The sequence below is a fragment of the Nannocystis bainbridge genome (genome assembly GCF_028368995.1).
In the GTDB taxonomy this organism is placed as follows: domain Bacteria; phylum Myxococcota_A; class Polyangia; order Nannocystales; family Nannocystaceae; genus Nannocystis; species Nannocystis bainbridge.
This window is the reverse complement of record NZ_JAQNDL010000002.1, coordinates 1,137,784-1,159,472: the sequence shown is the minus strand read 5'-3', so window position 1 is coordinate 1,159,472 and position 21,689 is coordinate 1,137,784. Positions and strand designations below refer to the sequence as shown.

Here is a 21,689-nt window from a genome sequence, read left to right as displayed (position 1 = left end):
AGCAAACGGGCGATCAGCGGCGATTCCGAAAATCGCCACGAGCGCGGCCGGCTCGCGCTGCGGGTCCTCGTGACAGTGTCTCAGCAAGTCGGCTCGCCGAGCCGACTTCCGAGAATCGCTAGCCGGCAAGTCGGCTCGCCGAGCCGACTTGCCGCGGCTGCAAGTTCCCACCGGCCCCACTTCGCAGCGAGGCTCTGCAGATCTCGCTCGCAAGCCGCGAGACCTCGCCGGACCGGGCCCGTGACGCGCGCCCGGGTCTCGATCGTCGCTCGCAAGTTGCGAGGGAGACCTCGCTCGCTCGCCGCGCCCCCTGCCCTCGCCCCCTGCCCTCGCCGCCCGCTCGAGCACGGCCAACGAGCGCAGCCGCGGAGCCGCGGCCTTCAGCCACCGCGGGCGGTCGCTCGCAACTTGCGATCTGCCCTACCCGCTCGGCCCTACGCTCGCACCTCGCGGGCCGGCCCGCGGCGCTCGCAACTTGCGAGTCCGGTCGACCGCACCCCTGGCACCCCGCGATGCGCGTACGCGCGCAGCCGTGTCTTGAGGGTCCCAGCCCTCACTCAATCCCTGCGACCCCAACCCGCGAGGATCCTCGCGGGCCATCGCTCGCTCGCTCGTCGCACGACACAGGGAGCTCGATCGCGCCTCGATGCGCCGCTCCGTCGGACTCGATCCGACGTGCAGCGAGAGCATCACTCGCAGCCCCGTCTCGCCACGAGGCTGAGCACTCCGCCAGCGAGCTCGACTCGCGCTGCGAGAGCGCCGCTCGCAATTCCAACCCGTCACGATGCACGTGCGATCGCGGCTCGGACGCACATGTCCTCAGGGACAGAATGACCCTCTACGCGCCCGCACGACGCGCTCTCTCGCCGAAACGGCGGCTTCAGCCCGGCGCCATTGCGATCGCCGAGAGCGACGCCAGCGAGCGCCACGCGATGGGATCGTAGCGCTCGGGGCCGCCGTACTTGTACGACTTCTTCTCGTGCTGCCAGACGACACCGCGGTCGACGCAGCCGTGGAACCGGTCGTCGCGCGGGCAGTAGATCCGGACGTGGAAGTGGTCGCTGTGCGTCGGCGCGTCGGGCGGGTCGTACATCACGGCGCGCGCGTACTCGATGAGCCAGCGCGGCTTCTTGTGCCGCGTCGCGTACTCGACCAGCCGATCCTCGAGCGGCTGCGAGACGAAGATCCACTGCACGCGGATGGTCGCGTCGCCGAGCAGCGCTTCGACCAGGGCCCAATTGCGGGCCGTGTCGAACCGGCGCTCTTGCCAGATCGCGTCGCTGTAAGTGCCCTTGCCGCGGATGTACGGCTTGCCCTCGCCGTCGTAGCGGATCATGTCGTTCTCGGGCGGCGCCAGCGGCTTGCCCTGCTCGTCCGCGCTGTAGAAGATCAGGTCGACGTCGCGGCCGCTCTGGTGGCTGCTGTGCCACTTCGACTTGCCGCCGCGCTGCGGGCTGAGGTCGGCGATGCCGAGCGTCACCTTCTTGGCGCCGCCGCGGACCGTCTTGGCCGCGCGGCCGAGCGCCGCCACCAGCTCCTCGGTGCCGTACTGGAAGCCTCGCTTCGTCCAGCGCTCCGGCACCGTGAAGCCGCTGCCTGTGAGCTCCAGCTTCGCCGGGCGACGCAGGCGGCCGCGGCTCGAAAGGCCGGTCGACACGCTGGTGCCGTCGGTCCAGAGGTTGGGACCGGCGCAGCTGGTGAGGACGAGCCCGAACGCGAGCGTAGCGACGGCCTTCGCGCGAAGGGGCATGACCCAATTCTTTTAGTCCCTCCGCGTCGCGCTGTCCAAAGACGGGCAGACTCGCGCTGGCGCGCATCAGGACGGGCCGCGCGTCCGTGATTGCAGACCCGCGCGGATCGCCGGAGGCCGGGCCGCAGGGCCCCTCCCGGCGCAGTCGGGCCGAGGCCGAAGATCGGTGCAGGAGACCCCGCTCCCACCGCTGCTGGGCCACGAGCTCGCGGTGACCCAATAGAAAGGGCCGAGCCCCCGTGAGGGACTCGGCCCGCTGCGCGCCGGAGCGCGTCAGTTCTTCTCTTCGAACTCGGCGTCGATCACGTCGCCCTCGGCCTTGGAGCCGGCGCTCGCGCCGCCCGGACCACCCTGACCGGGGCCCGCGCCGCCCGGACCACCGGGGCCGCCGGGGCCTTGCTCGGCGCCGGGCTGCCCGTAGGCCGCCTGCGCCAGCTTGTGCGACGCCTGCGTCAGCTTGTCCTTGGCGCTGGCGATCCGGTCGTCGTCCTTGGAGTCGAACGCAGCCTTCGCGTCGGTGATGGCGGCCTCGACCTCGGCCTTCGGGCCGGCCGGGAACTTGTCCCCGTTCTCGGCCAGCAGCTTCTCGGTCTGGATGATGAGCGCCTCGAGGCCGTTGCGGTTCTCGATCGCCTGGCGGCGCTTCTTGTCCTCGGCCTCGAACTTGGAGGCGTCGTTGACCATCCGCTCGATCTCGTCCTGCTTGAGGCCGCTGCTCGCGGTGATCGTGATGTTGGCCTCCTTGCCGGTCGCCCGGTCCTTGGCCGACACCTTGACGATGCCGTTGGCGTCGATGTCGAAGGTGACCTCGATCTGCGGCACGCCGCGCGGCGCGGCCGGGATGCCGCCGAGGCTGAAGCGACCGAGCGTGCGGTTGTCGGTCGCCATGCTGCGCTCGCCCTGGACCACGTGGACCTCGACCGACGGCTGGTTGTCGGCCGCGGTGGTGAACACCTCGGTCTTCTTGGTCGGGATCGTGGTGTTGCGCGGGATGAGCACCGTGGTCACGCCGCCGAGGGTCTCGATGCCGAGGCTGAGCGGGGTGACGTCGACGAGCACGATGTCGGTGACGTCGCCGGCGAGCACGCCCGCCTGGACCGCCGCGCCGAGGCCGACGACCTCGTCCGGGTTGACCGTGCGGTTCGGGTCCTTGCCGAAGAACTCCTTGACGTACTTCTGGACCATCGGCACGCGGGTCGAGCCGCCGACGAGCAGGATCTCGTCGATGTCGCCCGGGGACTTCTTGGCGTCGGCGAGCGCCTTCTTGACCGGCTCGATCGTCTTCTTGACCAGGTCCTCGATCATCGCCTCGAACTTGGCGCGCGACAGACGGATCTGCAGGTGCTTCGGCCCGGTGGCGTCGGCGGTCAAGAACGGCAGGTTGATCTCGCTCTCCATCGCCTGCGACAGCTCGATCTTGGCCTTCTCGGCCGCGTCCTTGAGGCGCTGCAGCACCAGCTTGTCGCCGCCGACGTCGATGCCGGTCTCCTTCTTGAACTCGGCGATCAGCCACTTGATGATGCGGTCGTCGAAGTCGTCGCCGCCGAGGTGCGTGTCGCCGTTGGTCGAGATGACTTCGACCACGCTCTCCGCGACCTCGAGGATCGAGATGTCGAACGTACCGCCGCCGAGGTCGTAGACCGCGATGGTCTGCTCCTTGGAGCTCTTGCCCTTGCCGAGGCCGTAGGCCAGCGCGGCCGCGGTCGGCTCGTTGACGATGCGCTTCACGTCGAGGCCGGCGATCTTGCCGGCGTCCTTGGTGGCCTGGCGCTGAGCGTCGTTGAAGTAGGCCGGGACGGTGATGACCGCCTCGTTGACCGGCTCGCCGAGGTAGTCCTCGGCGGCCTTCTTGAGCTTCATCAGGATGCGCGCGCTGATCTCGGGCGGTGAGTACGACTTGCCGCGGATGGAGATTTGCGCGTCACCGTTGGCCGCCTTGACGACCTTGTAGGGCACGCGGCCGACCTCGTGCGAGGACGTGTCGATGCCCATGCCCATGAAGCGCTTGACCGAGTACACCGTGTTCTCGGGGTTGGTGATCGCCTGGCGCCGCGCCTGCTGGCCGACGAGGACGTTGCCGTTCGCTTCGAAGGCCACCACCGACGGGGTCGTGCGACCGCCCTCTTCGTTGGGGATGACTTTCGGCTCGCTGCCCTCCATCACGCAGACGACGGAGTTGGTCGTGCCGAGGTCGATACCGATGATCTTGCCCATTGTGGAACTCTGACCTTTCTCGGGACTTGGCCTGTACGGGCCGGGGGACTTCTGCTTCCCTCTCGGGCCCAGAAAGGCCGGGAAGCGTTACGGGCGCAGAGTAAGGCCCGGTTCTCGCATGTCAATCGGCCGTCGAGCGGGCCGAGCCAGCGCGAGGGCCCGGAAAATGCACCGTGCCACGGGCGCTCGCAACGGCCGGGAAAACGGGCGCACGCGAACGCGGACCGCGGGGCCCAGGGACGAACCCGGGGCCCGACGGTCCGCAAAAGCCGCGCTCAGGAGGCGGCCGTGGCGGGCGGCTCGCCGCGGGGCGTACCGCTCGACGCGGCTTCGGGCGCTGTGTCGGCCGGGCTGGCCGGGCGCTCGAACACGTGCGCGGCCACGTCGTGCACGTTCTTCGCGTAGAGGATCGTCATGTCTTGCCGGATCTCCTCCGGCACGTCGACCACGTCCTTCTGGTTGCGCTCGGGCAGGATCACGCGCTTGATGCCGGCGCGGTGGGCCGCGAGCATCTTCTCCTTGATGCCCCCGACCGGGAGCACCAGGCCGCGCAGGGTGATCTCGCCCGTCATCGCCACGTCCGGGCGGACGCAGGTACCGGTGAGCAGCGAGGTGATGGCGGCGAACATCGCCACGCCCGCCGAGGGGCCGTCCTTGGGGATCCCGCCCGCGGGAACGTGGACGTGGATGTCGATGTTCTCGATCGCCGACTTCTCGATGCCGAGCGGGCCGAGGTGGCTCTTGACGTAGCTCATCGCCGCCTGGGCCGACTCCTTCATCACGTCGCCGAGCTGACCGGTGAGCATGAGCCCGCCCTTGCCGGGCATCTGGGTCGCCTCGACGAACATGATCTCGCCGCCGACCGGGGTCCACGCGAGGCCGGTGGCCACGCCGGGCTCGGCCGTGCGCTCGGCGACCTCGGGCAGGTACTTCTGCGGCCCGAGGTAGTCCGGAATCACTTCCTTGGTGATGACGACCTCGTCCTTGACCTCGCCCTCGACCACCTTGACGGCGATGCCGCGGATGACCGTGCTGATCTCGCGCTCGAGGTTACGGACGCCGGCCTCGTGCGTGTAGCTGTCGATCATCTCGAGCAGCGCGTCGTCGGTGAAGCTGACCTTGAGGTCGCTCTTCTCGAGCCCGTGCTCGCCGATCTGCTTGGGCAGCAGGAAGCGCTTGGCGATCGCCAGCGACTCCTGGCGCGTGTACCCGGGCAGGCGCAGGATCTCGAGCCTGTCCTTCAGGGCAGGCGGGATCGGGTCGATATAGTTCGACGTGGCGATGAACATCACGCGCGACAGGTCGAACGGCACCTCGAGGTAGTGGTCGCTGAACGACCAGTTCTGCTCGGGGTCGAGCACCTCGAGCAGCGCCGAGCCCGGGTCGCCGCGGAAGTCGTGGCCGAGCTTGTCGATCTCGTCGAGCATCATCACCGGGTTGTTGGTGCCGGCGCGCTTGATGCCCTGGATGATGCGGCCCGGCAGCGAGCCGACGTAGGTGCGCCGGTGGCCGCGGATCTCGGCCTCGTCGCGCACGCCGCCGAGGCTGATGCGGACGAACTTGCGGCCGATGGCGCGGGCGATGCTCTTGCCGAGCGAGGTCTTGCCGACGCCGGGCGGGCCGAGGAGGCACAGGATCGGGCCCTTCTTGCTGGCGTTGAGCTTGAGCACCGCCATGTACTCGAGGATGCGCTTCTTGACCTTCTCGAGGTCGTAGTGGTCCTCGTTGAGCACGGTGCGCACGGTGGCGATGTCGAGCTGATCCTCGCTGGAGACCGACCACGGCAGGTCGACCAGCCACTCGAGGTACGTGCGGGTGACGGTGTACTCGGCGCTGCTGGGCTGCATCGCCTTGAGCCGGTCGAGCTGCTTGCGCGCGACCTTCTCCGCCTCCTCGGGCATCTTCGCGTCGACGATCTTCTTCTGGAACTCCTCGATGTCGCCCGACTCGTCGTCGATCTCGCCGAGCTCGCCCTTGATCGCCTTGAGCTGCTGACGCAGCACGTACTCGCGCTGCGAGTGGCCCATCTCCTCCTGGACCTGCGAGTTGATGCGCTCGCGGACCTTGAGGATCTCGAGCTGACGCGTGAGCAGCATCAGCACCTTGCGCAGGCGCTCGCGCACGTTGTTGGCGGCCAGGACCTCTTGCTTCTCGCCGGCCTCGATGTCGAGGTTGCTGATCACGAGGTCGGCGACCTGGCTCGGATCGCTGACGCTGTCGAGCAGCGCCGCGGCCTCGCGCGGCAGCTCGGGCACCAGGGCGATCAGCCGCTTCGCCGTCTCTTTGATGCTCTGGACCAGCGCGACGGCCTCGACGTCCTCGCCCTCGACGTCGGGCAGCTCGGTGACGCGGGCCTTGAGGAACGGCTCGCTGGCGACCACGCGCTCGATCGAGATCCGCATCACCCCCTGGAGGATGACGCTGTAGTTGTCCTTCGCGAGCTTGATGACCTTGAGGATCCGCGCCGCGCAGCCGACCACGTGCAGGTCGGCCTCGGCCGGCTCCTCGACGCGAGCCTCGCGTTGCGTGACGATGCCGATGATTGGCCGCTCGTTCGCTATCGCCTCTTCGATCAGTTTGACGGACTTGGGCCGCCCGACATCGATCGGGATGATCGACCCCGGGAACAACACCGAGTTGCGCAGCGGCAGGAGCGAGATGACCTCGGGCAGCTCCGGGGGCTCTTCGCGGCGACCTGGGGGCGGAGTAAGGGTGTTTTCGGTCACAAGAGTGCCGGAAACGTAACACTCGGCCCTAGGCTGTCAACCACGCGAGTTCCACGCGTACGGACGGCTGATTCGTGGCCCCGAGGACCGAATTCGCGGTCGCGGGCGCGGACGGACGCGTCGTCAATCTCGCTGATAGTCCGCGAGAATCGGCGCGCGCCCCGGCCGGGCAGTGCGACGATGTTATAGTCGCGGGAAGTGCAGCCTTTCCTGCTCATCGTCCAGGCCGGACCGGATCGCGGGCGACAGTTCGAGCTCGGCGACGGACCGCTGACGATCGGCCGCGGCCAGGGCGAGGGCCTGCAACTCGGCGACGGGGCGGTCTCGCGCCATCACCTCACGATCCAGCTGGACCGTGGCGCCGCCCGCCTCCGCGTCGTCGAAGTCGCAGGCGTCAATCCGGTGTGGAGCGTCGCCGAGGGCCAGCGCTCGGCCCTCAAAGCAGGCCAGGAGCTGGCGCCCGGCGCTGCCCTCACGCTCGGCAATACCACCCTCACCTTCGCCGCGCCCGAGCCCGCCGCCCAGGTCCACGGCACGGTCGAGCTCGATGCGACGCGGGCGATCTCCAGCGCCCCGGAGGGCCGCAACCGCCTGGCGGCGCTCGCGGCCCTCGGTGACAAGCTGGCCCGCTGCGGCTCGCTTGCGGCGGTATTCCGCGCCGCGACGACGTGGGCGCTCGAGGCCTTGCCGGCGACGCGGGCGCTGCTCCTCAGCCCCGACGGCAGCGACATCCTCAGCAGCGCCAGCGCCGGTCCCGTCTGCGATCTGGCGCTGTCGCCGGCGCTGCTGGCCCGGGTGCTCCGCGAGCGCCGCGGCTTCTTGCTGCGCGACGTGCTGGCCGAGCCCGACCTCGCCGATCGCCGCAGCGTGCAGCTGCGCGGCATCGTCGGGGCGATGGCGGCGCCAGCAGAGGGGCTGATTTTTTACGCCGAATGGGACGCGTCGCGGGCCGTGCGTGCGACTTTCGACGAGCAAGCGCTGCTCCTGCTGGTCTGCGCCGCTCAGCTCGTCAGCGCCAGCGGCGAGAGCGCGGGCGAACGGCAACAATTGACAGTCGCCGCCAAACTGTCTCAGAAGACAGGTTCGACGCCGGCCCAGATCATCGGCAGTTCGCCGGCGATCCAGCGCCTCCACGTGTTCCTCGAGCGGGTCGCGGCCACGCCCTCCACCATCCTGCTGTTCGGCGAGAGCGGCACCGGCAAGGAGCTCGCGGCCGGCATGGTCCACGCCCTGTCGCCGCGGGCGGCCAAACCGTTCGTCGCGGTCAACTGCGCCGCGATCCCGGACGGCTTGCTCGAGAGCGAGCTGTTCGGCCACGAGAAGGGCGCCTTCACCGGCGCGGTCAGCCAGCACGAAGGCGTGTTCGTGCGAGCCCACGGCGGCACGCTCTTCATGGACGAGGTCGGCGAGCTCAGCCTGCCCGCGCAGGCCCGCATGCTCCGCGTACTCGAGAGCCGCACCCTCACCCGCGTGGGCGGCACCCGGGAGCTCGCGGTCGACGTGCGCCTGATCGCCGCGACCCATCGAAACCTGCCGCAGATGGTCGAATCGGGGCGATTCCGCGAAGATCTGCTCTACCGCCTCAGCGTCATCCAGACCACGATCCCGCCGCTGCGCGAGCGTCGCGACGACATCCCGCGGCTGGCCCTGCACTTCGCTCGATTGTTCGGCGAGAGCCTGGGCCGGCGGATCACCGACGTCTCGCCGGCCGCGCTCGAGGTCCTCACCCGCTACCGCTGGCCCGGCAACGTCCGCGAGCTCCGCAACGTCATCGAACGGGCCATGGTCCTCGGCGACGGCCCCATCCTCGACCTCGACGACCTCCCGCCGGAGCTGATGCGGGCCGCGCCGCTCGTGCCCGCCGAAGCGCCGCCCGACGCCCGGCTCGTGCGTCCGCTGGCAGAGCTCGAACGCGAGGCGATCCTCGGTGCGCTCGCGGCGACCGACGGCAACAAGGCCCGCGCCGCCGCGCTCCTCGGCATCGATCGCACGACGCTGTACCGCAAGCTCAAGGACTACGCGCTCGGCTGACCCCAACGCGAGTTGTGGCGCGGCCTCACGCATCGCCGCGCTCAACTTTCGCGTCCGGGCTGCAAGACCGACCCCGCGAACCACGACCTCCGGGTGTGCACTCACGACACCTCGTCACTCCCCTCTTCTTCTTCGCGTTCACGGCCGCTTGCGGCGCCTGGAGTCCGCAGCCCGCCGGCGTCCCCGCCGACACCTCGACCTCCACGACCGGCAGCACCGGCCTCGGGACCTCGACCGCGGCCGACACCACCACCTGGCCGAGCCTCACCGACTGGGGCGCCGCGCCGGTCGACCTCGGGCTGCCCGAGGCCACTTCGACCCTGGGGACAGGGTCCGGAGGACCTGTCCTCACGGACACATTCGGCGAGCCGAGCATCGCCCTCGGCGTGCTGCGGATCACGGAGGTGATGGCCGATCCCGACGGCAAGGACGGCGGCGCCACCAGCCCGGAGTTCGTCGAGATCGCCCACGTCGGCGAACAACCGCTGACGCTCGGCGGGCTGGTGGTCGCGGCGCGCAGCTGGCCCGAGCTGTGGATGGGCGATCTCGGGATCGGCGGCGAAGTGCTGCAGCCTGGCGAACGCCTGCTGCTGCTGCGCTACGCCAGCCCCGCCGACCTGCCGGTCCCGGCCATCCTGCGCGAAGGCGAGGTCCTGCGCGCCGCGTTCGCCGACAGCGGCGGCCTGCGCAACGACGACGGCGCCGTCGGCCTGCGCGATCAGGACGGCAACCTCGGCGACACACTCCTCTACGGCGCGACGCAGCCGGCGCCCTTCGACGATCCCGCGCTGTGGAGCGGCCCACCCGCGGCGGTGCCTGGCGCCGGCGAGTCGCTGTGTCGCGTCGATCCGGCGGTCGACAGCGACAGCGCCGCCGACTGGATCGCCTGCGCCCCGAGTCCGGGTGAGCTGCCCGTGCTCGGCGGCGATGACGACAGCACCGGCGAGCCGTCCCTGCCCGCGACCCTGGCGATCGTCGAGGTGCTCAGCAACCCGTCCGGGCCGGCCAGCCTCGAGAAGCACGCCGAGTTCGTCGAGGTCGTCAACCTCGGGCCTGGCGCCGTCGACCTCGCCGGCTTCACGCTGGCCGACTCCGTCGATCCCGGTGCGCCGGGCGTCGATCCCCTGCTCTACTTCAGCGGCGACGGCGGCTGCGCGCCGAACACCTGCCTCGCACCTGGCCGCAAGGCCCTGCTCGTCGGTTCACTGTACGAGGGGCCGGTCGGCGCGGCGCTGGTCCTGCGGACCGACGACAACGCGCTCGCCAACGCGGGGCTCGGCAACGTCGAGCCGGTCGTGCTGCGCGACGACCTCGGCGAGCTGCGGAGCAGCTACCGCGCCTGGCCCGATCCGCTGGCGGCGCCTGACCCGGCGACCCAGGAGGCCGCGCTGGTCCGCGCCGCGCCGGAGGCACCCGACGCGCCGGACAGCTGGGACTTCGCGGCGCCGAGCCCGGGGCTTTGAGACACGGCACAGCTCAAAATCCCGAACACGATCAGCTTCGAAGCGCCGAGCAGGAGGGTCGAAAGATCGCCCCCCTGGGCGGCCGCGATGGGGTTCGCGGCGAAGGTCCCGGTCATCGCGGCCATGGCCTACTCGCGGCTCCGTCGCCGACGCGCACGAGCAGCCGGCCGCACCAGGTTGTCGCTGTCCTCGAGGTCGTAGATGAGCTCGAGCTCTTCCTTGCCGAGGTCGTCACACTCGCCGTGCAGGGCCTCGCGCTGGAACTCTTCGAAGCTGGTGAACGCCGTGCGGTAGTAGCTCATGCCCACCTTGTAAGTCTTGTCCCACATGTGGGCAAGAAAACGACCTTGAATCACACTAACCTCCTCTTCACGGGCGAGCAGCGCGGCTCCGGCCGTGGTAGGGAGTGGCCCCGTGCCGAAGGTCACCGCATCGAGGTCGCCCGCGCGGCGGCGGCCGCGGATCGTCGCTGTCAGCAACCAAAAGGGCGGCGAGGGCAAGACGACCACCGCCGTCAACCTCGCCGCCAGCCTGGCCGCAGCCGAGCGCAAGGTCCTCCTCGTCGATCTCGACCCCCAGGGCAACGCCAGCTCCGCGGTCGGCTACACGCGTGGCCAGGTCGACACAGGCACCTACGAGCTGATGCTGGGCGCCGCCCCGCTCAAGGCCGTGGTCCACGCGACCGAGCTGCCGACGCTTCAGGTCATCCCGGCATCGCCCGACCTGACGGGCGCCGAGATCGAGCTCGTGAGCGTCCACGGCCGCGAGATGGTCCTGCGCGCCGCGTTCGAGCGGGCCGAGGCGGAGCTCGACTGGGACTTCGTCATCTTCGACTGCCCGCCGTCGCTCGGCCTGCTGACCCTCAACGCGCTCGTGGCCGCCGACACGGTGCTGATCCCGATGCAGGCCAAGTACTTCTCGCTCGAGGGCCTGGGCGCGCTGACCGGGACGATCGAGCGCGTCCGCGCGGCGCTCAACCCCCGCCTGGCGATCGAGGGCATCGTCTTCTGCATGTTCGACCGCCGCACCAACCTGGCCCAGCAGGTCGTCGCCGAGGTCCGCCAGCACTTCGCCGACAAGGTGTTCGCCACCGCCATCCCGCCCAACGTCCGCCTGAGCGAGAGCCCGAGCCACGGCAAGCCGGTCCTCCTCTACGACATCGAGAGCAAGGGCGCCCGCGCCTACCTCGACCTCGCCCAGGAGCTGCTGTCCCGCATCGAAGCGAGGCCCGACGCGTGAACCTCCCCAAACGGCCCCCTGCCCTCGGCCGCGGCCTCGGCGCTCTGATCCCGCAGGCGCCCGCGCCGGCCTCCGCCGACGCCGCGGCTTCGCCTGTTCCCACGCCGGGCGGCCCGGCGCTGCGCATCTTGCCGATCGAGCAGATCGCGGCCAACCCCGACCAGCCGCGCAAGCAGTTCGAGCCGGTCCTGCTGCGCGAGCTGGCCGACAGCCTCAAGCGCCACGGGCTGCTGCAACCAGTGGTCGTGACGCCGAACCCCGGCCTGCACGGGCACTACATCCTCGTCGCCGGTGAACGCCGCTGGCGCGCGGCCCAGCTGGCCGGGCTGCACGAGCTGCCGGCCGTCATCCGCGACACGCCCGAGAGCGACCGCCTCGAGCTGGCCGTGCTCGAGAACCTGCAGCGACTCGACCTGTCGCCGATCGAGGAGGCTCAGGCCTTCCGTCAGCTGATCGACGTCCGCGGCTTCACGCAGGACCAGCTGGCCGAGCGCCTGAGCAAGGACCGCAGCACCGTCGCCAACTCGCTGCGGCTGCTCCGCCTGCCGTCGAAGGTGCAAGACCTGGTGCAGGACGGCCGCCTCAGCATGGGCCACGCGCGCGCCCTGCTGGCGCTCGAGAACGCGGCGGACATGCTGGCGCTCGCCTATGAGGCGATCGAGAAGGGCCTCAGCGTCCGCGCGGTCGAACGCGCGGTGCGTGAGCGGCTGCGGCCGAGCGAGCCCGAGGCCGAGCCCGACCCCGAGACGCACAAGCGCGCGGTGATCGTCCGCGACCTCGAGGAGCGCCTGCGTCGCAGCCTCGGCGTCCAGGTGGCCGTGCGCTCGGACAGCAAGAAGAAGGGCGCCGGCACCATCGAGGTGCCCTACGGCAGCCTCGACGAGCTCGACCGCCTGCTCGAGCACTTCCTCGGCGAGCGCCGCGACGACGAAACCTGAGCGCCTGTCCGTGGGAGCATGTCCTCCAGGACATGCTCATGGGCACATGGCCCTCGGAGCATGTTCCGATGAACATGCTCCCAAGGCCACGCCCTGTCAGACCAGGCCGGCCCGGCGCTCGGCCGCCAGCACCACGTTGTGGAGCAGGCACGCGATCGTCATCGGGCCCACGCCGCCGGGCACCGGCGTGATCGCCGACGCGCGCGCCTCGGCGGCCGCGAACTCGACGTCGCCCACCAGGCGGCCGTCGGCCAGGCGGTTCATGCCGACGTCGATCACGACCGCGCCGGGCTTGATCCACTCGCCGCGGACGAACTCGGGGCGGCCGATCGCCGCGACCACGATGTCGGCGCGGGCCACCTCGGCCGCCAGGTCGCGCGTGCGCGAGTGGGCGACCGTCACCGTCGCGTCGGCGTGGACCAGCAGCTGCGCCATCGGCTTGCCGACGATCGTCGAGCGGCCGATCACCAGCGCGCGCGCCCCTGCGAGCGAGACGCCCGAGTCTTCGAGCAGCAACATGCAGCCTTGCGGAGTGCAGGCGACGAAGCGCGGCTGGCCGAGCATGAGGCGCCCGAGGTTGTCGGGGTGGAAGCCGTCGACGTCCTTGGCCGGGTCGACCGCGAGCAAGATCCGCTGCGCGTCGCACTGGGGCGGCAGCGGCAGCTGGATCAGGATCCCGTCGACGGCGCTCTCGGCGTTGAGGGCCGCGACCAGCGCGAGCAGCTCGTCGGTGGTCGTGCTCGCCGGCAGGCGATGATCGCGGGCCTCGATGCCGATCTCGGCGGCCCGCTTCTCCTTGCTGCGGACGTAGACCTGCGACGCGGGATCGTCGCCGACCAGCACGACGGCCAGGCACGGCCGGACGCCGCGCTCGCTGCACGCACGCACCCGCTGCTCGACCTCGCCGAGCAGCCGGGCCGCCCGCGCCTTGCCGTCGAGCCGGCGCGCGCTCATGACGTGGCCGCCTTCGCGCTCGTCGACTCGGCCGGCTTGCTGGCGGGTGTCTCGGACTTGCTGGCCGTGTCGGTGGCGGGCGTCGAGCTCGACTCGCTGCTCTTGCTGTCGCCGCCGTCACCCGGCTTGGTGCTGGCGTAGCCGTCCTTGTACCAGCCGCCGCCCTTGAGGTGGAACGACGCGGAGGTCACCTTGCGGACCAGTTGGCCACCGCAGGCCTCGCACACGGTGATCGGGTCCTCGCTCATCTTCTGGATGAACTCGGGCTCGGCTTCGCATTGCAGACAACGATAGGCGTAGATCGGCATGACCGTGGTTCGGGCGAATGTAGGGTGCACGAAATTGTGGTCAAGACCCACCCGGCGCGCGCCCGTTCGCGCCCGACCGGTCCGGTCCGCCGCGCCGCGCGTCGCACGTCGATGCGCCCGTCTCGCCGTGCGCGGGAGCTCGGCCGGGTTCGCCCGCGACGCCGCCGGCAAACCTGCTAGGCTCGCTGCAATGGTCCTCCGGCCTCGCCTCGCGCCGCGCTCGCGAACGGCTCGTCCGCGTGCTGGGGCTCACGCGCTTTACGGATGGATCCCGCTCGCTCTCGCCCTGTTCGCTGCGCCATCGGCTCAGGCAGCCCCCGCGGAGGACGACTGGAGCGTCGAGCGCAGCGCCGCCGACCCCGCGCTGGTGCAGCAGCGGTTCGACAAGCTGCGCAAACAGCCGTTCGATCAGGCCCAGTGGCGCGCGCTCGAAGCGGTGCTCGGCAAGGCCGGCCTGGCCAAACGCATCGAGGCCGGGCTGTCCCGAACGCCAGGTGACCTGTCCCTGGGGATCCTCGACGCGCGGGCCAAGCTCGGCCTCGGCGATCCGCGCGGCGCTGCGGCCCGCCTCGTCGAGGTCGAACCACGAGCCGGCAGCCTGCGCGCCCGCGTGTTCAAGCTGCGCGTCGAGGCGCTGCAAGCCGCCGGCGACGCCCGCGGAGCCGTGACCGCGCTCGAGGCCGCGGCCCAGGCGAACAATGACGACGCGCTGCGCCTGCAAGCGCTCGACATCGCCGATCGCAACGGCCTCGGACCCGAGGCGCTGCGGCTGGCCCAGGCGCTGGCCCGCGATCCGAGCAACGGCGCGGCCCAGCTCCGACTCGCCCGCGCGGCCGCCCGCGCCGGTCAATCCGCGCCCGCCGAGGCCGCCTACGCCAAGGCGGTGGCGGGCCTCCGCGGCGCCGATCAACTGAGCGCGCGCGAGGAGTGGGCCCGCACGCGGCTGTCGAACGGTGACGCCGCGGGGGCGAGCGAGCTCGCGTGGGCGCAGGTGGAGGCGACGCGGGTCGGCAGCCCCGAGCGTGCGTCGGCGTGGGACCTGGTCTTGGAGGCAGGTGCGCGTCAGGCCAGCGGCGATGCGCCGGCGCGGATCGAGCGGTTCCTCGGCCGCGCCGAGCAGGCCCGCGACGGCGCCGGCTGGCGCGCCCTGGCCCGCGCACAGGCGGCGGGCGGGGCCGATCCGGTCGACGCCTGGCGCCGCGCGCTCGCGGCCGATCCCGACGACCCGGAAGCACGTGCTGCTTTGGTCATGTCCCTCGAGTCAGGTGGCGAGGCCGAGGCGGCGCTGGCCGAGTTCGCCAAGCTCGGGCCCAAGAGCCCCGAGCGCCTGCAGCTGGGGCTCGAGCTGGCGGCGCGGCTCATCGGCACCGGCAAGCGCGAGCAAGGGCTCAAGGTCGCCGCCGAGCTCGAGGCCGCCGCCAGCACCCAGGGCGACGCGCTGCTGCGGCTGCTCGACTTCTACAATTTGCAGGACGAACCCGATCGCGCGCTCGCGGTGGCGCAGCGGCTGGTCCGCGCCCGACCGCGCGACCCCGACGCGCGCGTGGCTCTCGGTGAGCAGCTGTTCCAGATGAACCGCGAGCCCGAAGCCATGAAGGAGTGGGCGCTGCTGCCGGGGCTCGTGCGTCCGGGGCACGCCGGCTGGGCCCGCCACGCCGAGATCCTCGCCGAGCACCGCCGGCCCGAGGCCGTGTTGTCGCTGCAGAAGGCCCTGGCCGCCGCGCCGCGCGATCCCAAGTACCTGCGCCTGCGCGCGATCCTCGAGACCGACGATCGCCTGCCCCACCAGGCGCTCACCACCTGGCAGCAAGTGTTCGAGCTGACCCGCGCGCCCGAGCACCGGATCCTCCACGACGAGGCGCGCACGCGGATCGTCGACATCCTGGTCGGCGGCACGCTGTCGCAGTTCACCAGCCGTCGCCAGGCGATCGAGAAGCAGGCCCTGCTCGACCTCGACGGCAAGGACACCGACCTGGCCTTCGAGGCAGGTCTGCTGCTGGCCGAGATCTACACACGCGAGGAGAAGTACGCCAAGGCGGTCGCGGTGCACGAGAAGCTGGTGCGCCTGCGGGCTCAGGATCCGGAGCGGCTCGCCGAGCTGGCCCTGGCCCTGCGTCGCGCCGGCCGCGGCGATGCGGCGATGGACGCGCTCGAGCGGATGATGACGCTCGACCCCAAGCGCAGCGCCGACGTCCTGGCCGAGCTCGCCGAGGTGGCCTTCGAGTCGGGGGACATCGAGCGCGTGCTGCTGGCCGCCGCGCATGTCGAGCTCGACAAGGCCGACAGCGCCCGGGTGCTGATCCGTATCGGCGAGCTCTACGAGCGCCGCGGCGAGCCCGAGCAGGCCTCCAAGCTCTACGAGGGGTTGCTGCAGCGCGATCCGTCCAACGCCCCGGCGCGCCTGCGACTGGCGGAGCTCGAGCTCGCGCGCGGCAGGCCCGAGCGCGCCGAGGCGATGCTGCGCGCGATCGTGGAGCAGGGCGGCGCGCCCGAGGTCGTCGAGCAGGCCGGGCGACGCGCCCTCGACCTCGCGGAGACGCGCGGCGCGATCGCGCCGATCCTCGATCTCGCGCTCGCCCGGGCGCGGCGCGATCCAAGCGCCGACGAGGGCCGCGCGCTGCTGCTCGACGCCCTCGATCGGGCCAGTACCTCCGCGATCAAGACGTGGCTCGCCAGCGGCGACGAGCCCGAGCGGACCGCGCGGACCGGCGCGCTGCGGCGCTCGCTGGTCGAGGCGCTCGCGCGCGGCCCGGTCACCGGTCGCCTCCGCGCCGCCGAGCACCTCGGCCGCCTCGCCCTGCCCCAGACCGCGCTGCCGCTCGCGCGCATGGGCGCGCAGCTGACCCCGCCACGCGACGCCACCCGCACCGTCCGCACGGCGTTCGAACAGGCCCGCGCGGCCGCCATTCAGGCCGCGGGCGCCCTCGACGAGCCCGAGGCCGTATCGGTGTTCGCCGACCTGCTGCGCACCGGCGACGCCTCGCGCGAGAGCTGGTACGCCGCCGCCTGGGCCCTGGCCCGCAGCAGCGCCCCCGCGGCCGCCACCGAGCTGCGTCGCTTCGCCGCGCCGGAGCACGAGGGATTGATGATCGCGCTCGCCTGCGCCTCGCTGGCGCGCGGAGGCGACCTCGCCGACCGCGACCGCGTCGCCCGTCTGGCGGCCGCCGCAAGCAGCCAGCAGGCGCGACGGGTCTGCGCGTTCGCCCGCGCGGCCCTGACCGGCGACGACCAGCTCGCGCGCGTCGGCGCCGACCTGAACGCCAGCGATCCCGTGGTCGCCGCGATCGCGGCCTGGCGCTTCGGACAGCTCCGTCGCGAGGCCGCGCGCGACGACGCGATCGCCACCCTGCTCGGGCGCTACGTCGGTCCGCGCGGATTGCCGCGGGACGCCGCCGGCGCCGCGCTCGGGCGTTTGCTGGCCCCGTCGTCCGCGCGCGTCGAGCTGCCGCCGCTTCCGCCATTACGCGCCGGGAGCTGGGAGATCGCCATCGATCGCTGGCTCGCCCAGGCGATCGCGCCGCCGATCGAGGCCCTGCCCGCCTCGGTCCTGAGGCCCCATACCGCTGCGCTGCAGCAGGCGCTCGCGGCCGCGGCTGCGGGCACGCGCGCCGAGGCGTGGTCCCAGGACCGCCTGCGCCGCCCGTGCGCCGCCAGCGGCGAGCGCGAATGCCTCGACCTGCGCCCCCTGATCCGCGAGCCGGTGCCGGCGCCTCGCGCGGCCGACTCGCGTTGACAACGAGGCCACGCGCGGATGAGGATCCCCGGGTCATGGAACTGGGCCTTGCCTGTTCGGTGTGTGGCCACCTCAACCAGTTGCGCGCCGTAGTCTGCGACCGGTGCGCTGGCGTCCTCGCGCCGCAACCGATCCCGCCGTCGGCGGTGCTGCTGGGTCTCGGCGCGGCTGCGCGTCCGATCACCCAGGCGAACGCGGCCGCGTCCTCGCCGGCCACCGTCCCGCTGCCCTCCCCGGCCGCGACGTCGCAGAGCAGCCCGGTGAAGCCGCCCTCCACGGTGATCTCCAGCGTTCAGCCGGTCACCGCCGCGCCCCCTGCCGCCCAGCCGCGCTTCAACGCCGTCACCGGCGCCCCGCTCGAGGCGTCGCAGGGCAAGCCCGCCGCCAAGACCATGTTCTTCGGCGCTCTGCAGCAGCAGCACGTCGTGCCGCGGCTGGTGGTCATCAAGGGTGAAGGCGGCGACGGCGTCACCTATCACCTCAGCGCCACCAACCATGTCGTAGGTCGCAGCACCGGCGAAATCCGCTTCAACGAGGATTTCTTCCTCAGCCCCGAGCACGCCCTCTTCAGCGTCCAGGGCAACCGCCTGTTCGCCAAGGATCTCGGCAGCATCAACGGCGTGTTCGTGCGGATCAAGTCGCCGGTGCCGCTCGATCACGGCGACTGCTTCCTCGTCGGCGAGCAGCTACTCCGCCTCGACAGCGCGCCCTTCAACGAGCCCGGCCCCGACGCCAACCACACCTACAGCTACACCAGCCCGCGGCCCGACGCGCGCTTCCGCGTCGTCCAGCTGCTCGCGGGCGGCGGCGAGGGTCGCATCGTCTCGGCCCAGGCCACCACGCTGACGCTCGGGCGCGAAGCCAACCACATGAACTTCCCGCAGGACCGCTTCATCTCGGGCCGCCACGCGCGCCTCGATTCGGCGTCCGACTCGCACCACATCATCTTGACCGACACCGGCTCGCGCAACGGCACCTTCGTGCGGATCAAGGGCGCCGTCGAGCTGTTCCACGGCGACTACATCTTCATCGGCCAGCAGCTGCTGCGCGTCGAGATCTCGTAAGCGAACACTTCGCTTCACGGCCCGTCGCGGCCTGAAGAAGGGGCCTCTGTTGTGATCATCTGTCCGAACTGCGGCAAGGAGAATCAGGACCACTACAAGTTCTGCCTCGGGTGTGGCGCGCGCCTGCCCGGAGGCGCGCCCGCGTCGGTGCCGCCGCGCTCGAATCATACGCCTGCGGGCACGCAGATCACCCCGCCCGTCGCGTCGCCGACTTCGTCGAGCGGCACCGTGATCGATCCGCCGAAGCCGCCGATCGCCAAGGCCCCGCCGCCCGTCGTTACACCGCCCCTCGCCGCTCCGCCCGCCGTCACCCCGCCGAGCCCCGCCGCCAGCGCGCCGGTCGAGGCCGCGTCGAACGGTTGCAACGCGTGCGGCATGGTCAATCCGCCGGGGTTCTTGTTCTGCGGGCGCTGCGGCAACCGGCTGAACGCCGCCCCCACGACACCGCCGCCCGCGGCTGTCACGCCCCCGCCCGTCACGGCTCGGCCCGCCGCGGCGTCGTCGTCGAAGCCCAAGCTGCGCGCGTGCCTCCACTTGCTGCGCGAGGACGGCAGCGACGGCGGCACCATCGACCTCGAGGACGGCCCGATCCCCTTCGGTCGTGACTCCGGCGCGCCGTTCGATCAGGACTTCTATCTCAACCCCAAGCACTGCGCCTTCTCGGTCGAGGCCGATGGCGTGCGTGTCGACGATCTCAGCCCGGTCAACGGTGTCTACCGCAAGATCGAGGGGCGCATCGAGCTGCAGCACGGCGACACCTTCCGCGTCGGCCAGGAGCTCCTTTACTACGAGGACCTGCCCGAAGCCGAAGCGCTGGCCGACGGCACCGAGCGCATGGGCAGCCCCAATCCGGGCTACTGGGGTCGGATCAGCGTCATCGTCGATGGTGGTCGCGCGTGCGAGGCCGTGCCGATCGTCGGCAACGAGTTCATCGTCGGCCGCGAGCGAGGCGACCTCACCTTCCCGACCGACGGCTACGTCTCGAGCACCCACTGCCGGGTCGGCGGCGACGACGACGGCGTGTTCCTCGAGGACCGCGGCTCGTCCAACGGCACCTACCTGCGCGTGCGCAGCGGCCAGTGCGTCCCGTTCGGCAGCCTGCTGCTCATCGGCCAGCAGCTGTTCCACGTGCGCGAGAGCTGAGCAGTGCGCCCGGCTTGAAGAGGGTCGGCCGCAGCGGCCTGCCCTCGCCTTGTCCTCGCGTGAGGGCCCGAGACGAGCTCACTCGTCGCCAGCGCCGAGCTCTCACACTGCGGTCGGCACGGGCGCGGCACCCGGCTTGACGAGGACGAGCTCGCCAGCGCCGAGCTCTCACTTCGCGGTCGGCACGGGCGCGGTGCCCGGCTTGAAGAGGACCGGCCGCAGCGGCTTGCCCTCGACTTGGCGGTACGTGAACGCCTGCGGCAGCGTGTGTGAGGTGCCGTCGGCGAACTCGACTCGCACATCGACGGCGCCGAATCCTTCGGCCTCCGGCGTCTTCAGCGAGATGTGATGATCGTCCTCGAGGACCACCGCGCGGGCCGAACGCATCCCGAGGTAGACGACCGCGGGGCCGTGGCCGAGGAAATCGGAGCCGACCAGGCGGACCGTCTGGCCGCCGTCACTCTCGCCGTTCGCTGGCTCGACGCGCATCTCGGTCGCCCGGCCGCACGCGAGGGCGACGGACGTGAGGACGAGAAAGCGAAGACCGGCGCGCATGGTGGGAACATACCACCAGGCGCGCCGGCGCGAGCCGCGAGGGCTCAGGGCTTCACACCACTTCGCGTCGCTTGAGCTCGCGGCGGATCTTGCCGAGCGCCTGCTCTTGTAGCTGACGGATGCGCTCGCGCGACAGCGAGTACTGCTCGCCGATCTCCTTGAGCGTGAGCTCGTCGCCCGAGTCGTCGAGACCGAAGCGCTTGCGCAGGATGTCGGCCTCGATCGGACGCAGCTGGGTGATGACTTCGCGGACCTGCTCGCTGAGCGCCTCGGCCTCGAGGTTCTCGCCCGGCGCCGCCGCCTCGTCGTCCTCGAGGAAGTCGACCACGCGGCGGCCGTCGTCGTCGGAGACCGGGCGATCGAGGCTGATCGCCTGGTCGAAGATCACGGTGCCCATGCGCTCGATCTTCTCCGACGCGAGGCCGGTGTGCTTGGCCAGCTCCTCGATCTGCGGCTCGCGGCCGTGCAGGATCTCGAACTCACGGCGCGCGCGCGACAGCTTGTGGTGCGCGTCGATCATGTGCACCGGCAGACGGACCTCGCGGCCCTTGTCGGCGATGGCGCGGCTGATCGCGTGGCGGATCCACCACGACCCGTAGGTCGAGAAGCGGAAGCCCTTGCGATGGTCGAACCGATCGACCGCCTTCATCAGGCCGATGTTGCCCTCCTGGATCAGGTCCTGGAGCGGCATGCGGCCGTGGTTGAAGCGGCGCGCGATGGACACGACCAGGCGGAGGTTGGCCTTGACGAACGCGTTCTTGGCGATGCGCAGCAGCTCGCCGGCCTGCTTGACGCGCTGCACGTAGAGCTCGAACGGACGGCTGCCCTGACGCGGCGGGTTGACCTGCATGTTGAGGCCCTCGCGGCGACCGGCCTCGAGACCCTCGAGGTCGACGTACACGAGATCGGAGACGACGCCGTCGAGGTCGACCTCGGTCGCGCGCTCGACCAGCGTGTGGCAAGCAGCCTCGAAAGCGGTGCGGGTCGCCCGGGTCTCGCGATCACGGAGATTGCGGGCGCTGGTCCGCAGAGCGTCGAGTTCGCTCCTTGGGACGTCCTCTTCGGTGAAGCGCGCCTCGATCAAAGCGGCGATCGGCTCGACGAAGGGCGGATAGGCGAGCATCGCGGCCCAGTAGGCGCGGCGCAGATCGGCGATCCGCGTGGCGACGGTCAGCTCCTCCTCGGGGCTCATGACGCCGAGGCCGGCCATCTCGCGGAAGTAAACGCCCAGAAAATTCGGCGACTCATCGTTGGCGGCGGCTTCGCTGCCAGGCGCGCGCTCGGCGCGGGGACGGGCCGGGGTCACGGCAGGGGTCACCGAGCGCGGGTTGGCCGCGGCCAGCGAAGTGCGCGGACGGGCGCGAGCGAGCTTGGGGGGGGCTCCACGGGTGACTTTGCGGCGTGCCATGATCGACCTCGTTCGGTTGGGGTGCTAGTTTCGGGCCAAGCCAAGGGGCGGGAATTCGCGTCGCGGAAAGCGCGGAATAGTCGTGTACGGCGGATAGAAACGGCTTCGCGTGATTCGGGCCTGCGATGGTAGTGTCGCCAGGCTCGGCCAGGATCACTGGAGG

Annotated in this window: 15 protein-coding genes; 7 read left to right on the top strand and 8 right to left on the bottom strand. The window is 71.2% G+C overall.

Annotated features, from left to right (window positions below; genetic code table 11):
- Window positions 1-880: 880 nt before the first annotated feature.
- The 3 genes from POL25_RS22215 to lon all read right to left on the bottom strand — a co-directional run bounded on the left by POL25_RS22215 (window position 881) and on the right by lon (window position 6,690).
- Window positions 881-1,750: a penicillin-insensitive murein endopeptidase gene (locus tag POL25_RS22215; protein WP_272088140.1), complete on the bottom strand. Its 870-nt coding sequence runs from the start codon at window positions 1,748-1,750 to the stop codon at window positions 881-883.
- A gap of 273 nt (window positions 1,751-2,023) precedes the next feature.
- Window positions 2,024-3,964: a molecular chaperone DnaK gene (gene dnaK, locus POL25_RS22210; protein WP_272088139.1), complete on the bottom strand. Its 1,941-nt coding sequence runs from the start codon at window positions 3,962-3,964 to the stop codon at window positions 2,024-2,026.
- A 275-nt stretch (window positions 3,965-4,239) separates the two neighbouring features.
- Window positions 4,240-6,690 (bottom strand): endopeptidase La, encoded by a 2,451-nt coding sequence (gene lon, locus POL25_RS22205; RefSeq protein WP_272088138.1) that lies wholly within the window; start codon window positions 6,688-6,690, stop codon window positions 4,240-4,242.
- A gap of 198 nt (window positions 6,691-6,888) precedes the next feature.
- Between lon and POL25_RS22200 the strand changes: the two genes are divergently transcribed.
- Entirely contained in the window at window positions 6,889-8,721 is a 1,833-nt protein-coding gene (locus POL25_RS22200; RefSeq protein WP_272088137.1) for a sigma 54-interacting transcriptional regulator, read from the top strand.
- Between the two features lie 95 nt (window positions 8,722-8,816).
- On the top strand, window positions 8,817-10,184 hold the full coding sequence (locus tag POL25_RS22195) for a lamin tail domain-containing protein (protein ID WP_272088136.1): 1,368 nt from the start codon (window positions 8,817-8,819) through the stop codon (window positions 10,182-10,184).
- A gap of 128 nt (window positions 10,185-10,312) precedes the next feature.
- On the opposite strand, the gene POL25_RS22190 is transcribed toward POL25_RS22195, so the two are convergent.
- Entirely contained in the window at window positions 10,313-10,540 is a 228-nt protein-coding gene (locus POL25_RS22190; protein WP_272088135.1) for a hypothetical protein, read from the bottom strand.
- 58 nt (window positions 10,541-10,598) lie between these two features.
- Here POL25_RS22190 and POL25_RS22185 point away from each other — a divergent pair, with 58 nt between their 5' ends.
- Window positions 10,599-11,423: a ParA family protein gene (locus POL25_RS22185; protein WP_272088134.1), complete on the top strand. Its 825-nt coding sequence runs from the start codon at window positions 10,599-10,601 to the stop codon at window positions 11,421-11,423.
- Complete coding sequence (locus POL25_RS22180; RefSeq protein WP_272088133.1) at window positions 11,420-12,361, top strand: ParB/RepB/Spo0J family partition protein; 942 nt, start codon at window positions 11,420-11,422, stop codon at window positions 12,359-12,361. The genes POL25_RS22185 and POL25_RS22180 overlap by 4 nt, the downstream gene beginning before the upstream one ends.
- A gap of 96 nt (window positions 12,362-12,457) precedes the next feature.
- On the opposite strand, the gene folD is transcribed toward POL25_RS22180, so the two are convergent.
- Together folD and POL25_RS22170 are read right to left on the bottom strand one after the other, a co-directional pair.
- The gene (folD, locus tag POL25_RS22175; protein ID WP_272088132.1) at window positions 12,458-13,315 is read right to left on the bottom strand and encodes a bifunctional methylenetetrahydrofolate dehydrogenase/methenyltetrahydrofolate cyclohydrolase FolD; all 858 of its coding nucleotides are present in this window, start codon (window positions 13,313-13,315) and stop codon (window positions 12,458-12,460) included.
- Window positions 13,312-13,623, bottom strand: coding sequence for an FmdB family zinc ribbon protein (locus POL25_RS22170; RefSeq protein WP_272088131.1), 312 nt, complete (start codon window positions 13,621-13,623; stop codon window positions 13,312-13,314). The genes folD and POL25_RS22170 overlap by 4 nt, the downstream gene beginning before the upstream one ends.
- A gap of 127 nt (window positions 13,624-13,750) precedes the next feature.
- Between POL25_RS22170 and POL25_RS22165 the strand changes: the two genes are divergently transcribed.
- Genes POL25_RS22165 through POL25_RS44460 form a run of 3 tightly spaced genes read left to right on the top strand, consistent with a single transcriptional unit; the run spans window position 13,751 to window position 19,563 of the window.
- The gene (locus POL25_RS22165) at window positions 13,751-17,356 is read left to right on the top strand and encodes a tetratricopeptide repeat protein (protein WP_272088130.1); all 3,606 of its coding nucleotides are present in this window, start codon (window positions 13,751-13,753) and stop codon (window positions 17,354-17,356) included.
- A 35-nt stretch (window positions 17,357-17,391) separates the two neighbouring features.
- Complete coding sequence (locus tag POL25_RS22160; protein ID WP_272088129.1) at window positions 17,392-18,420, top strand: FHA domain-containing protein; 1,029 nt, start codon at window positions 17,392-17,394, stop codon at window positions 18,418-18,420.
- A gap of 51 nt (window positions 18,421-18,471) precedes the next feature.
- On the top strand, window positions 18,472-19,563 hold the full coding sequence (locus POL25_RS44460; RefSeq protein WP_272088128.1) for an FHA domain-containing protein: 1,092 nt from the start codon (window positions 18,472-18,474) through the stop codon (window positions 19,561-19,563).
- A 168-nt stretch (window positions 19,564-19,731) separates the two neighbouring features.
- Here POL25_RS44460 and POL25_RS22150 read toward each other — a convergent pair whose 3' ends face one another.
- Window positions 19,732-20,118, bottom strand: a complete 387-nt coding sequence (locus POL25_RS22150) for an IPT/TIG domain-containing protein (protein ID WP_272088127.1) — start codon at window positions 20,116-20,118, stop codon at window positions 19,732-19,734.
- Between the two features lie 52 nt (window positions 20,119-20,170).
- Complete coding sequence (locus POL25_RS22145; RefSeq protein ID WP_272088126.1) at window positions 20,171-21,526, bottom strand: sigma-70 family RNA polymerase sigma factor; 1,356 nt, start codon at window positions 21,524-21,526, stop codon at window positions 20,171-20,173.
- Window positions 21,527-21,689 lie beyond the last annotated feature (163 nt).